The sequence below is a fragment of the Streptomyces sp. DI166 genome, assembly GCF_900091315.1.
Taxonomy (GTDB): Bacteria; Actinomycetota; Actinomycetes; order Streptomycetales; family Streptomycetaceae; genus Streptomyces; species Streptomyces fuscus.
Genome location: NZ_FLSP01000003.1, coordinates 102,988 through 115,261, shown reverse-complemented (window position 1 = coordinate 115,261; position 12,274 = coordinate 102,988). Strand labels below are relative to the sequence as shown.

Here is a 12,274-nt window from a genome sequence, read left to right as displayed (position 1 = left end):
CCCTTGAGCCAGACCCTCACGCCGACCTCCGGAACGGGTCCAGCGGGGAGCTGAAGGTGGCGTCCATCGTCGGGTCGATGTCCAGGCCCAGCGTGGCCAGACCGCGTACCCGGCAGCTGACCTGCACGCTGAACATGGGGTCCACCTCCGGGTCGAAGCCCGTGCTGGTCTGCGTCACGGTGACCGGCCCCGCGCACACGCCCTCCAGGCTCGCGGCCGCCGCCTTGCGGGCCTCGGTCATCGCCGTGGCGTGGTCCTTCTGGATGGAGCCCGCGCGGGCCGCGTCCCGGGCGGCGCCGTCCAGGGCACCGCGTCCGTCGACGAGCTGGCCGAAGGCCACCAGTACCAGGATGAACAGCATCATCACCGGGGCCAGGATGACCACTTCCACGGTGGACAGACCCCGGTCGTCGGCCGTACGCACGGCGTCCTCCATCACCCCTCCTCCGGCACGAACCGCTCCACCGGCCCCGCCGACTGCGCGTGCACCGTGAGGTTCAGGCCGGGGAACACCGACGGCACCCGGGCCGTGACCTCCACGCCCACCGTGTTCGGCTCCGGCTGGAGCATGGTCACGTTGGGCGAGAGCACCAGGGACGGGCCGAGCTGCTCGATGTAGCTGTCGACGACCGTACGGGCCTCGCCGCGCCAGGCGCCCGGCTGGGCGTCCGCCGTGGCGCGGGCCTTGCGCGCCCCGGCCTGGGCGGCGGCCTGGGCGACGTGGTCGGCGAAGAAGTACAGCGCGAACTGCACCGTTGCGAAGATCATGAAGAACAGCACGGGGGTGAGCAGCACGAACTCGATCGCGGTCATGCCGGAGTCACCGCGGGCGCCGGCCCCGTCCCGGACCGCCCGCCATCGGCTCCGCGCCCATCTGCGCATACGTCCCCGCACCCCCGTACCAGACCCCGGACTCAGCAGGTGCCGGACGCGGTGGCGCCCTCGATGCAGTCCTCCACGTTCTCCGCGCCGGACTCCAGCGCGCGGTTGATGATCGCGGCGACCACGCCGACGATGGCCACCACGACGGCGGAGATGATGACCCACTCCACGGCCGAGGCACCGCGGTCGAGCTCGCCCGAGCGGGCGCGCTGGACGCGGCCCTGGAGGAAGGTGACGAGGAAGTCCACCGCCGGGATCCCGGTGCGGAAGTTCCGTTCGGTCATGGTCAGTTGTCCTTTCGAAGGGTAGGTCGGCGTCAGACCTGGAACACGCGCATGGCGGCCGGATAGATCAGGAACACCAGGAACCCGGCGCACAGCAGCAGCTGCGCGACGAGCATCGACTGGGACTTCTCGCCCGCGCTGCCCTCGATCTCGGCGAGTTCGCGGTGGCGCATGGTCTCGGCGCGGGAGGCCAGGGACTCGCGGACCTTGGCGCCGTCGTCGGCGACCAGGGCGAGCGAGGCGGACAGGTCCTTCAGCTCCTCCACCCCCAGCTCCTCACCGAGCGAGCCCAGCGCCTGCCACTGGCTGATACCGGTGATACGGGCGTCGGCGAGGGCGTTGCGGATGCGCTGGTTGGCCCAGCCGTCCGAGACGTCCGCCGCCGCCATCAGGGCCTCCGGCAGACCGCGTCCGCCGGCCAGGCTCATCGACACCAGGTCCAGGTAGGCACCGATCACCCGGCGCAGGTCGCGCCGCTTCTCGGCGGCGTCCCGGCGTACCTCCACATCGGGGAGGAAGAAGAACAGGACCGCGAAGAGCAGGGCCAGCCAGACCGGGATGATCGGGCTGCTGCCGAAGCCGAGCGTCCACACCACGGCGAACAGGAACGGCCCGAAGAACAGTCCGGTGACACCGAGCAGCACCTTCGTCGCCAGGAACTTCTCCCAGCTGCGCTCCAGCACCGCCAGGTCGGCCCGCAGCGAACGCTGCTCCCAGCCCTGCTGGAGGTACAACTCGGCGACCCGGCGCCCGACTTCGGCACGGGTGGAGGCGAACCGGCCGGTGTTCTCCTGCGTGGTGCGCGCCGACTCGTAGGCGGCGCCCCGGGCGCGCATCGCGTCGATCCGGGCGACCTGCGAGACCGCGCTGCGCTTGGTCGGCATCAGGGCCCGGACCAGGGCGTAGACGCCGAGGCCGAAGACGGCGCCGACGGCGATCGGCAGAGTCACGTCACTCATCGGCGTGCCCCTCCTCCGTCTGGAACGTCACGTCACTCATCGGCGGGCCCTCCGGCCGGAACGTCACGTCACTCATCGGCGTGCCCCTTCCTCCGGCTGGAACGGCGACTGCTGCGGCTCGCCCGCCGCGGGGGTGCGCGGCCGGACGAACTGGACCGACGACTCGTCGCGGACCAGGAAGCGTTCGGGCGTCTCGATGGTGGACAGCTTGCGCAGCCACAGGAAGCCGAGCGCGAACAGGCCGCACACGCATGCAAGAACGAGCTGGCCGACCGGGTCGCCGTACGGTTCGACGAACTCCCGGTTGAAGATGGACAGTCCGAGCACGAAGGCGACGGAGACCGCGACGACGATCTGCACCGAGCGCCGGGTGGAGGCGCGTTGGGCCATCACGCGCTGGCGCATGTCGACCTCCTCGCGGGCCGACTTGGCGAGCGCGCCGAGCACCTGGCGCAGACCGGGGCCGCGCAGACGGGCGTTGAGCATCAGGGCGGCGACGATGATGTCGGCGGAGGCGTCGTCGATCTCGTCGGCGAGCTGTTGCAGCGCCTCGGGCAGCGGGGTGCGCGCCCGCAGCCGGTCCACCAGGGCGTCCAGGTGGGGTCGCAGCACCGGGGCGGCGGCCCGCGCGGAGGCGGGGATGGCCTGCTCCAGGCCGACGGCGCCGGCGATGGTGTCGCGCAGCGACTCCGTCCAGGAGGCCAGCGCCTCGACCCGCTTCATGGCGGCCCGCTCCTCGGCGGCCCCGCCGAAGAGCCGGTCCCAGAAGAAGACGAGAATGCCGGCCGCGATACCGAGCACCGCCCACCGGGTGAGCAGCAGCACGGCCAGTCCCACCACGGCGGCGAGCGAACCGCGCTGACCGGCGAACCGGATCAGTTCGTTGGCGCGCTCGGTCGCCTTCTGCTTCTCGTGCTCGGGCTTGGCGGGCAGTCCGCGTACGGCGACGACGAACAGCGCCAGGCCGCCGCCGACGGCGACGCCGCAGGCGAGGGCGTACAGGACGGTCGTGGAGAACAGGCCGCCCATGGAGCCGAGTCCGGTCATGTGCTCACCCCCAGGTTCCGGCGGGCCGGTAGCCGTGCGCGATCAGGTCGTCCAGGCAGCCGATCGGCGCGTGCGGCACGACGCGTCCGTCGGGTGTCTCGGCGAAGATCTCGCTGGACAGTACGCGCCCGTCGACGCCGTTGACCTCGCGGATGGAGGTGACCATGCGCTGGAGCCGCCCGCCGTTCTGGAAGTTGTTGCGCCGCTGGATGAAGACGACGAAGTTCACCGCGCCCGCGATCAGCATCTGGCTGGCCTCGATGGGCAGCCGTTCGGTGGCCTGGAGCGCGTAGGTCGAAATACGGTTGAAGACCTCGCTGGAGCTGTTGGCGTGGATCGTGGACAGCGAGCCGTCGTTGCCCTGCGACATCGCGTTGAGCATGGTCACGATCTCGTCGCCGAGCACCTCACCGACGATGACGCGGGAGGGGTTCATACGCAGTGAACGCCGCACCAGCTCGGCCATGCTGATGGCGCCCTGGCCCTCGGAGTTGGGCAGCCGCTCCTCGAACGCCACGACGTTCGGGTGGAGTTCGGGGAAGGTGTCGAGCCCCAGCTCCAGGGCGCGCTCGACGGTGATGAGCCGCTCGTGCGCGGGGATCTCGTTGGCCAGGGCGCGCAGCAGCGTGGTCTTACCGGCGTTGGTGGCCCCCGCGATCATGATGTTCTTACGGGCCCGGACCGCGCAGGCGAGGAAGTGGCCGACCTCGGGGGTCAGCGTGCCGTTGCCGACGAGGTCGGAGATGAAGACCTTGCCCATCCGGGCGCGGCGGATGGAGAGCGCGGGGCGCCGGGCGACGTCCATGACGGCCGACAGTCGCGAACCGTCGGGCAGCCGCAGGTCGAGCTGCGGATTGGCGGAGTCGAAGGGCCGCGACGAAAGCCCGGAGTAGGCGCCGAGCACCTGGATCAGCTCGATGAGCTCCTCGTCGGAGTCGGCGACGGGATCGCCCCGTACCTCCCGCCCGTCGCTGTAGCCGACGAAGACCTGGTCGCACCCGTTGATGTCGATGTTCTCGACCTCGGGGTTGTCCAGCAGCGGCTGGAGCCGGCCGACGCCGAAGAGCGCGGCGTGCACGGCGGCCGCGTACTGCTCCTCGGTCTCCGCGTCCAGGGGAGTACGCCCGGCGTTGATCTCCGTACGGGCGTACTCCTCCAGTATCTGCGCGATGACGGCGCGGGCGTACTGCCGCTCGTCCTCGCTGGACATCGGAGTGACCCCGCTGACCTGGTCCAGGCGGCGCTGCTCGGCGATCCGGTCACCGGCCTCCTGCCGGAACCGCTTGACCAGCTGGTGGTCGACAGCGCTCATCGCGGCTGCCCGTTCATCTGGGCCTGGTGCGCCCAGGCGGCGCCGTACTGCTGGTAGATGTCGGCGGCGACCTTGCGCGCCGAGCGGATCAGCAGCGACTTGTCCAGGCGTCCGCGCTTGCGGCCCGCCAGCTGGTCGGCGCCGGTGGGGTCGTCGGCGATGGTGCCGATGACGCGGGCGCCGGTCTGGGCGTGCACGAGCATGTCGTTGACCTGGCCGGAGATCTTGGACGCCTCGCCCGGGTCGGCGACCAGGACGACCCCGATCAGCGGGGTGGCGAGGCTGGCGGCGCCGCGCGGGCCGCCGTGCAGCTTGGTGGCGAGGGCGGCGGCACGGTCCCGGACGCGGGCGATGGCCTCCGGCTCGGTACGGCTGATCAGCAGGACGAGCGCGGCGTGCGGGAAGAGTTCCACGGCCGGAGTGTCCCCGCTGATCCGTCCGCAGTCGGCGATGACGTCGGCGGGCGCGTTGGGTGAGTCGGCGAGGGAGGCGAAGGCCCGGCCGAGGGTGGGCCAGAGCCCGGCGAGACCGGCGGCCTGCTCGGCGATACCGAGCCCGACGAGGACCTCCAGACCACCGCTCAACGGCTGTACGTGGTCCCAGAGTTGGTCGGGTACGAGGCCGCGACGCGCGGTGGCGGCTATGGACAGCATGCCGGTGTTGGGGTTGAGCGGTCCGCCGTGCGCGGCGGCGCTGCGGTACACCAGGTCGCCGCCCGCCGGGTCGGTCTCGGCGAGCAGGACGCGGCGCGGCCAGACCGCCGAGAGGGCGACGGCCGCGGTGGTGACGCCGGGGGAACCCTTGTCGGCGGCGAGAGCGATGAGCGCCATGGGGATGTGCCGCCTCTTCTTAATTACTGCCGTTGTTGCCCGGGACCAGGACGAGCGCCACTGCGCCGTTGGAGGCGGCCTGGGCGAGCGCGGCGGCCTGGTCGGCGTCCACGGTCAGCGTGAGGGCGAGGTTGGAGCTGCCGACGAGGTCGCCCTCGTCCTTGCCCTGGGGCACGGAGGCGACGGTGGCCTGGTCGACGATGAGGCTGTTGCTGCCACCGGCCCCGGCGGCACCGCCGTTCTCCTCGTCGGAGTTGTTGCGTCCGGCGTTGGCGCCGACACGGTAGGCGGCGACGGTGTCACCGGACTTCAGACCGGTCGGGTACTGCCCCGCCTTGAGGGAGAGACCGACGGTGGCCTTGCCCTCGCTGACGCGGACCTCGTCGGTGAACATGTCGCCGATGACGACGGTGCCGGCGTAGATGGTGGACTTGGCCTTGAGGGTCTTGAGGGTCTTGAGCTGGCCCCAGCGGACGTAGTTGATGCTGTCGTCGTCGGCGACGAGTACGGAGGTGACGTTGCCGTCGGTCACCGACTGGCCCGCCTGTATCTCCTTGGTCACCTTGACGACCTCGACACGGTCGCCGGCCTGCAGCACGAGCATGGTGGCGCCGAGGGCGCCGACCAGGATGAGCAGGACGGCGAGGGCGGCAAGGGCGGGTTTGCGCTCGCGAGGAGGAGTGGGAAGCCGGTCACCGACCGAAGGCTGAGCCGGAGCCGCGGAACGTCCCGCGCCCGCCCCCGTACGCTCCTGGATCTTCACGCAACCGCTCCCCGTACACCCAAGAAATTGTCTGCCAAGACTGTCAAATACTCTGCAATTCCGGACACTTCACCCGCCCACCTGGGCCGTTCTCGCGTCCTGCGCGGTACCCATCGGCTGGGGTGAGTGTCAAGCCATCGCACCGTATCAGCCGCCCATAAGCCCCTCAAGGCACGTCCGGCCCCGTGCGGAGCGGGGACAGTTCTGTTACTCATCCGCAACTGGAAGCGCAGGTCACCCAGTTGTCGCGGCACGCACGAACAGGGTGCTGCTGTGCGGGCGCGAAGAGCTACGGGGGTGGGGGCACGTCCCTCACGGGGTGCCCATGAGCCCTGCACGTTTCGCACACGAGGAGAGCCGGGGGCTCGGCTCGCCCGATCGGATGAACCGGAGGCATATGCCGGACCCGTTCAGGGGACCGGGACCACACTTCGACGCATGGTCAGCTCATCCCATGAGGCGATGCACCACATTTTCCAGGAGGATCCAGGCGTCTTCGCCCGGACGTTCCGGACCCTCGACCTACCGTTCCCGGATCCGGTGGCTGTTTCCTTGCTACCGACCGACCTGACGGAGATCCAGCCCACGGAACGCCGGGTGGACACCCTCCTGAGGATCGACACGGCGTCGGGCGACAGCCATCTCCTCATCGTCGAAGCACAGAGCAAGAAGAACTCCCGAAAGCCCACCAGCTGGGCCTATTACGTCGCACATCTGCAAGAGAAGTACGGCATCCCTCCCGTTCTCCTCGTCATGTGCCAGGACATGAATACGGCGGCGTGGGCCTCGAAGCCCTTCACGGTCGGCCCTCCGCAGTGGCCGACACTCACCCTGCGCGCGCTGGTCCTGGGTCCGCACAACGTGCCCGTCATCACGGACCCGTCCACCGCCGCAAGGGATATCCCCCTCGCGACTCTGAGCGCCATTACGCACGCCAAGAATCCAAACGCCCCTGCCATACTGAAGGCCCTGGCCGTCGCCCTGAAAACCATCGACGAGGAGACCGCGAGGATCTTCGCCGAGCTCACCGAACTCGGCCTCGGCACTGCCACGGCCGCCGAGACATGGAGGCAATTGATGTCCGTGGACCTCTCCTTCTTCCGCTCAGAGACCTCACAGCGCCTGCGAGACGAAGGACTGGCCAAGGGGCGGATCGAGGACATTCTGCTGATCCTCGATACGCGGGGCGTCGAGGTCACCGAGGCGGCGCGCGAGCGCATCACCTCCTCCACAGACCTGGACGAACTCCGCGGCTGGCTCACCCGGGCCCTGACGGTGCGCTCAGCCGACGACCTGTTCACGGAGACGGATCCCGAAACCGAAGCCGGCCCCGAAGCCTGAAGCACCCCGCCTCCCCCGGCCTGCGTTTCGCAGCAGTGAAGGCCTGAGTAGAGTGCCTCGTTGAACTGCGGGCCTGGTACGGGGGAGGCGACAGTGGGCGCGGGGAAACTTTTGGTGCGGGTACGGGCGTTCTTCGTACTCGGCGTCCTGGCGGCCCTGTTCGCCACATTTGCCGCCGCGACTCCGGCGCGGGCCGCCGACACACAGGCCGCCTACCTCGCCGACCGGCTGCGCGAGAACCCGGTGTACGTGTCGGACCAGCTCCCGCGCGAGGTGCCGAAGTCGATGACGCCCGACTTCGCCGAGGTGGCGAAGCGGACCGGGGTGCCGACGTACGTCATAGTCCTGCCCAGCGGCGCCGTGAACGACGACGGCCTGCTCGGCGCGGTGCACGACCGGCTCGGCAAGGACGGGCTGTTCGTGATCGTCGACGACTCGTCGGTGTCGTACGCCGAGGCGTTCGGCGTACGCGCCCCCGCAGACGACGCCCTCACGATCTGTCTCTACGAACTCCCCTACGACGCACACCCCTTGGACGAGTTCGAGCTCTTCGCCGAAGTCATCGCCCAGGGGCCGGAGAAGGCGGCGCAGCGGGCGGATGCCGCGCGGGACAAGGGCGCCGACGATGAGCCGGACGAGATGTACGTCGGCCCGTCCGACCGCGAGAACCAGTCGATCCTCACCGGCGTCCTGGCCACGGCCGTACCCGCCGTCATCCTGCTGCTCTTCCCCGCCGTACGGCGCTGGCGGCGGAAGCTGAAGGGCGGTACGCCCAAGAAGGCGAAGAAGGGTAAGAAGAAGGGTGGAAGGGCGGGGCGGCCCCGCCGCTGGATGGTGCCCACCGCCACCGCCCTCCTCGCCTGCGCAGCCGTACTCCTCACCGCCAACGCCGCCTTCGACCAGACCAGGTCCAGCGCCGCCCCCCGCCCCCGCGCGATGGAGCTCAACGCCCGCCTCGACCGGGTCGCCGAAGGGCTCGCCGAGGACCCGGTGTACACCGACCCCGAGAGCCCTCGCATCCTGGACGGCGCCCAACTCGCCCGCCTGCACAGCCGTATCGAGAAGTTCGAGCGCTCCGAGGGCGGCGGCCCCGTCTTCGTCGCCGTCGTCCCGCAGATCTCCGAGGACGAGTCGGAGGGCGACGAGGAGAACTTCGCGTACGCGCTGCACGACAAGGTCGGCCAGGACGGGGTGTACATCGTCGCCGACCCGCTCTACGGCGGCATCGACGCCTTCAACCACGGCCTGCGGCTGGACAGTCTGGACCTGCTCCTCGACCTCCCGGAGTTCATCACCTACGGCGACGACAAGTCCCGCGACGCCGAGGACCACCTCCTCGGCGAACGCCTCGACGCCCTGATGACCCACCTCGACGAGGCCCCCCGCACGGACGCACCCGACAACCCCGGCGACCCGTACCCGGTCACCAACCCCGTCACCGAGGACGACCTCCCGCCGCTCTTCGGCGACGACTTCCAGGGCGGGCTGTTCCTGGGCCTGCTCGTCGCCGGTCTGGCGTACGGCCTGTTGGAGGCCCTCGCCGCGATCGCCATCGTGCTGCTTCGGCGCCGCGGCAAGGCGCCGTTGCTCACCTCCGCGCTGCCCGCCTCGTCACCGACGAAGCCGACGGCGTCGTACCTCCGCCGCACGGCCCGTACCGAACTCCGCGCGCTGAAAGCCGACTTCGAGTCGGCGCCCCCGTCCTCCGACCCCCGCCCCGGCGACTGCCTGGACGCGGCGCTGCTGTTGCTGGAGGGCGACCCGGCCCGTATCGACCACCCGGACACCGACTCCGCCGCCCTGGTCGCGGTCATCGTCCTCTCCCGCGCGGGCCGCGCCGCCCTCGACCGCAAGGGCTACAACCGCTGCTGCGCGGTGAACCCCCTGCACGGCCCGGCCGTCACCCGCCACCAGGTACGCCTGTCCGCCGAGCGCAAGGCACGCCGCCACGTCCACATCTGCGGCGCCTGCAGGGAAAAGGCCACGTCAGAGGCGTCCACCATGCCCACCCACGTACTGGCCCTCCCCGACCCTCCCGTCCGCTACTTGGAAGCCGAGCCCCTGGACGCCGTCCCCGACGGCATCCGCCGCCTGATCGAGAAGGTGAGGGAGATGGCACATGTCGCGTAACCGAGCGGTACTGACGGCAGCGGCACTGACCGCGCTCCTGACCGTGTTCCCCGCGACGGGATCGCAGGCGGCCGACGCCCCGAGCGCGGGCGAACGCATCGCGAAGGCGTTGCGCGACACACCGGTGTACGTGGACAAGGCATACACAGAAGCCGTACCACCCTCCCGCCAACGGGAGTTGACGCAACAGATCAAGAAGACCGGCCTGCCGATCAAGGTGGTGTTGACCCCCCTGACCAAGGGCGACCCGTTCAACGGCGAGGCCGACACCCTCGCCTCCGTCCTCCACGACCGCCTCCCTCAGCGCGAGCTGATCCTCATCACCACGGACGGCGTCTTCACGGACTCCCTCAACGGCTACGAGTGGCCGGCCGACACCCACCAGACCCGCGACGCGGTCGCCGCGACCGGCTTCCTGGACGAGATGCGGGACGCGGGCCTGGCGGACCTGACGTCGAAGGCGGTGCAACTGGTGGCGGAGGGAAACGGGACGGAGGTGTACGAGGAGGCGACGGAGGACTTGGGCGAGGGCGTCCCGGAACAGCCGACGCCGACGAAGAAGCCGGAAGGAAGCGCATGGCCGGTGATGGCGGCGTTCATGGGGCTGGCGCTGGCAGCCCTGACAACAGTGGCCCTCGTCGCCTACCGCCGCCGCCATCGCCGTAGGACAAGCGCGATGACCCCCGCCCTTGGCGCGGCCCGCGCCGCCGAGGAGGCGGAGGTACGGCGCAAGGCGGAGGCGGAGGTCGTGGCGCTCGGCGAGGCGGTCCGTACGGCGGACGCGGCGACGGCCCCGGACCTGTCCCGCGCGCTGGACGCGTACGCGGCGGCGGGCAAGGTCCTGGACGAGGCGAGGGACCTGACGGACCTGGCAGGAGCCCTGGCCCTGGCAGCGGAGGGCCGAGCCGCCCTGACGCCCCACCCCTCCCTCCCCCTCTGCTACTTCAACCCCCTCCACGGCCAGGCCACCACCCGCACGACGTGGCGCCGCTTGGGCCACCGCGAAAGCGTCACGGTCGCCACCTGCCCCACCTGCACCACAACCCTCGCCACTCACCGCACCCCGGACTCCCTGACGGAACTCACGGAGAACGGCCACCTGATCCCGTACTACGAGGGCCAAAGCATCTGGGCAGCCACAGGCTACGGCTCCCTGCCGGGGGACGGGATGGCGAGCCGGGTGGCGCGGGGGGACTTGGGGCGGGACAAGGACCGGGAGACGTCGGCGTGACGCCGACTGCGCCCTTGACCAATCTCACATCACACGGGGAGCCCACGTGAAGCGCCGCACCTTGCCCACCACCGCACTCGCCGCGACAGCAGCACTCCTGCTGACGGGATGCGGCAGCGGGGACGACAAAGCCGGCGGCAAGGACAACATCGCGAGCACTTCGCCGTCACCGAGGACGGACGTCTCCGCTCCCGTCGATCGACCGGAGATCACGTTCCCCAAGGACGTGGAGAACATGTTCGAGCGGTGGAAGACCGGCAACGCGACCGAGGATGCTGTGCTCGCGGACGTGGCGCAGACGGTGAACGCGGTGGACGACGCCATCCTCCAGGGAGACGCCAACTCATCGACGGTCGCGTACTACCGCCAAGGCCAGGCTTTGCTGAGCGCTCAGCAGTGGATCCAGGCATGGCTGGATGAAGGCCTCACCTGGACGGGCGTCACCCGCTATTTCGCCCCGAACGTGAAGGTCGCCGACAAGAACACGGCCGCCGTCACCTACTGCGCCGACGAGAGCAAGGCGTACAACAAGGACCGCAAGACAGGAAAGGTGGACAGGTCCCCGTCCGACGAGAGCCCGTACGTCGCGTACAGCGTTCAGTTGCGGAGGAGTTCCAAGGGCGTCTGGCAAACCACCGAGGTCCAGTCGAAGCGGGGCGACCGGACGTGCGCCTACTGACCCAATTCCATCCTCAAGTCCCACAGGGAGTCCACTGTGAAGCGCCGCACCTTGCCCACCGTCGTCGCACTCGCCGCGACAGCTGCACTCCTGCTGACAGCCTGCGGCAGTGGAGACGACGACGGCAACGACAAGGCCGCGGGCACCAGCCAGCAGTCCTCCAAGCCGGAGCCATCGAAGACAGCCTCCAGCTCACCGGCCGGAGAGAAGCCGGACGGGGTCGACCTCTCGCTCCCCCAAGACATGAACCTCGTCTTCGACTGGGACAAGCCCAAGGACGCCAACGAGGCGGCGGCCATGGAGGACGCGGCGAACTACGTCCGCGCCATCTACCACGGCGTCGACAAGCGCACCTCCAACGTCGCGGCCGTGACCGCCTACTCCACAGGTGGCGGCCTGACCTACGCGAAGACGCAGATCGACGACAGAGTCAAGGGCGGATGGACCGCCACCGGCACCCGGCGCCATTACGAGGCCACAACCCGGTCCGCCCCGAACGGGACCTCTGTGGAGGTGGCTTTCTGTGTAGACTCCGGCAAGTTCTACGGCAAAGAGGTCAAGACCGGGAAAGTGCTCAAGACCGAGCCCAGCATCGAGGACTTCGACCACTACAGAATCATCATGGTCAAGGTCCCCACGGATGAGAGCCTGTGGCAGGCATCCAAGGTGTTCGTCGAGACCAAGGCCGCCCAGTGCAAGTGAAGGCACGGCACCCCGCCCCAGGCCATCGTTTGCGCAGTGGCTCGGGCGAGCGGGGCAAATCTGATCCGTCTACCTGATGCCTGCCGGAGCATCGTAAAACCACCCCATTGCCCG

The 12,274-nt window shown here is 69.8% G+C and carries 13 protein-coding genes; 5 read left to right on the top strand and 8 right to left on the bottom strand.

Annotation, left to right across the window (positions count from 1 at the left end; all coding sequences use genetic code 11):
- Positions 1–16 precede the first annotated feature (16 nt).
- The 8 genes from GA0115233_RS02675 to GA0115233_RS02645 all read right to left on the bottom strand — a co-directional run bounded on the left by GA0115233_RS02675 (position 17) and on the right by GA0115233_RS02645 (position 6,077).
- Positions 17–436 (bottom strand): TadE/TadG family type IV pilus assembly protein, encoded by a 420-nt coding sequence (locus GA0115233_RS02675; protein WP_093718402.1) that lies wholly within the window; start codon positions 434–436, stop codon positions 17–19.
- Positions 436–882, bottom strand: coding sequence for a TadE family protein (locus tag GA0115233_RS02670; protein ID WP_176711618.1), 447 nt, complete (start codon positions 880–882; stop codon positions 436–438). Before GA0115233_RS02670 ends, GA0115233_RS02675 begins: the two co-directional genes overlap by 1 nt.
- 32 nt (positions 883–914) lie before the next feature.
- Positions 915–1,166 (bottom strand): hypothetical protein, encoded by a 252-nt coding sequence (locus GA0115233_RS40850; RefSeq protein ID WP_176711617.1) that lies wholly within the window; start codon positions 1,164–1,166, stop codon positions 915–917.
- Positions 1,167–1,198: 32 nt separating this feature from the next.
- Positions 1,199–2,125, bottom strand: a complete 927-nt coding sequence (locus GA0115233_RS02665; RefSeq protein ID WP_176711616.1) for a type II secretion system F family protein — start codon at positions 2,123–2,125, stop codon at positions 1,199–1,201.
- Between the two features lie 72 nt (positions 2,126–2,197).
- Positions 2,198–3,172 (bottom strand): type II secretion system F family protein, encoded by a 975-nt coding sequence (locus GA0115233_RS02660; protein ID WP_093718400.1) that lies wholly within the window; start codon positions 3,170–3,172, stop codon positions 2,198–2,200.
- Between the two features lie 4 nt (positions 3,173–3,176).
- Positions 3,177–4,484 (bottom strand): CpaF family protein, encoded by a 1,308-nt coding sequence (locus GA0115233_RS02655; protein WP_093718399.1) that lies wholly within the window; start codon positions 4,482–4,484, stop codon positions 3,177–3,179.
- Positions 4,481–5,314, bottom strand: coding sequence for a hypothetical protein (locus GA0115233_RS02650; protein ID WP_093718398.1), 834 nt, complete (start codon positions 5,312–5,314; stop codon positions 4,481–4,483). The genes GA0115233_RS02655 and GA0115233_RS02650 overlap by 4 nt, the downstream gene beginning before the upstream one ends.
- 19 nt (positions 5,315–5,333) lie before the next feature.
- Positions 5,334–6,077: a hypothetical protein gene (locus GA0115233_RS02645; RefSeq protein ID WP_093718397.1), complete on the bottom strand. Its 744-nt coding sequence runs from the start codon at positions 6,075–6,077 to the stop codon at positions 5,334–5,336.
- A 438-nt stretch (positions 6,078–6,515) separates the two neighbouring features.
- Between GA0115233_RS02645 and GA0115233_RS02640 the strand changes: the two genes are divergently transcribed.
- The 5 genes from GA0115233_RS02640 to GA0115233_RS02620 all read left to right on the top strand — a co-directional run bounded on the left by GA0115233_RS02640 (position 6,516) and on the right by GA0115233_RS02620 (position 12,160).
- Positions 6,516–7,418 carry a hypothetical protein gene (locus GA0115233_RS02640; RefSeq protein ID WP_093718396.1) on the top strand — a complete coding sequence of 301 codons (903 nt, stop codon included), beginning with the start codon at positions 6,516–6,518 and terminating at the stop codon, positions 7,416–7,418.
- 93 nt (positions 7,419–7,511) lie between these two features.
- Complete coding sequence (locus tag GA0115233_RS02635) at positions 7,512–9,548, top strand: hypothetical protein (protein WP_093718395.1); 2,037 nt, start codon at positions 7,512–7,514, stop codon at positions 9,546–9,548.
- Positions 9,538–10,779: a hypothetical protein gene (locus tag GA0115233_RS02630; RefSeq protein ID WP_093718394.1), complete on the top strand. Its 1,242-nt coding sequence runs from the start codon at positions 9,538–9,540 to the stop codon at positions 10,777–10,779. Before GA0115233_RS02635 ends, GA0115233_RS02630 begins: the two co-directional genes overlap by 11 nt.
- A 46-nt stretch (positions 10,780–10,825) precedes the next feature.
- Positions 10,826–11,458 carry a hypothetical protein gene (locus GA0115233_RS02625; RefSeq protein WP_093718393.1) on the top strand — a complete coding sequence of 211 codons (633 nt, stop codon included), beginning with the start codon at positions 10,826–10,828 and terminating at the stop codon, positions 11,456–11,458.
- Between the two features lie 36 nt (positions 11,459–11,494).
- Positions 11,495–12,160 (top strand): hypothetical protein, encoded by a 666-nt coding sequence (locus tag GA0115233_RS02620; RefSeq protein WP_093718392.1) that lies wholly within the window; start codon positions 11,495–11,497, stop codon positions 12,158–12,160.
- The last annotated feature ends 114 nt before the right edge of the window (positions 12,161–12,274 follow it).

Bases quoted from the DNA above. Each gene is read 5' to 3' on its own strand.
- GA0115233_RS02675 (WP_093718402.1), bottom strand. From the start codon at position 436: ATGGAGGACGCCGTGCGTACGGCCGACGACCGGGGTCTGTCCACCGTG.
- GA0115233_RS02650 (WP_093718398.1), bottom strand. From the start codon at position 5,314: ATGGCGCTCATCGCTCTCGCCGCCGACAAGGGTTCCCCCGGCGTCACC.
- GA0115233_RS02665 (WP_176711616.1), bottom strand. From the start codon at position 2,125: ATGAGTGACGTGACTCTGCCGATCGCCGTCGGCGCCGTCTTCGGCCTC.
- GA0115233_RS02640 (WP_093718396.1), top strand. From the start codon at position 6,516: ATGGTCAGCTCATCCCATGAGGCGATGCACCACATTTTCCAGGAGGAT.
- GA0115233_RS02630 (WP_093718394.1), top strand. From the start codon at position 9,538: ATGTCGCGTAACCGAGCGGTACTGACGGCAGCGGCACTGACCGCGCTC.
- GA0115233_RS02660 (WP_093718400.1), bottom strand. From the start codon at position 3,172: ATGACCGGACTCGGCTCCATGGGCGGCCTGTTCTCCACGACCGTCCTG.
- GA0115233_RS02670 (WP_176711618.1), bottom strand. From the start codon at position 882: ATGCGCAGATGGGCGCGGAGCCGATGGCGGGCGGTCCGGGACGGGGCC.
- GA0115233_RS40850 (WP_176711617.1), bottom strand. From the start codon at position 1,166: ATGACCGAACGGAACTTCCGCACCGGGATCCCGGCGGTGGACTTCCTC.
- GA0115233_RS02655 (WP_093718399.1), bottom strand. From the start codon at position 4,484: ATGAGCGCTGTCGACCACCAGCTGGTCAAGCGGTTCCGGCAGGAGGCC.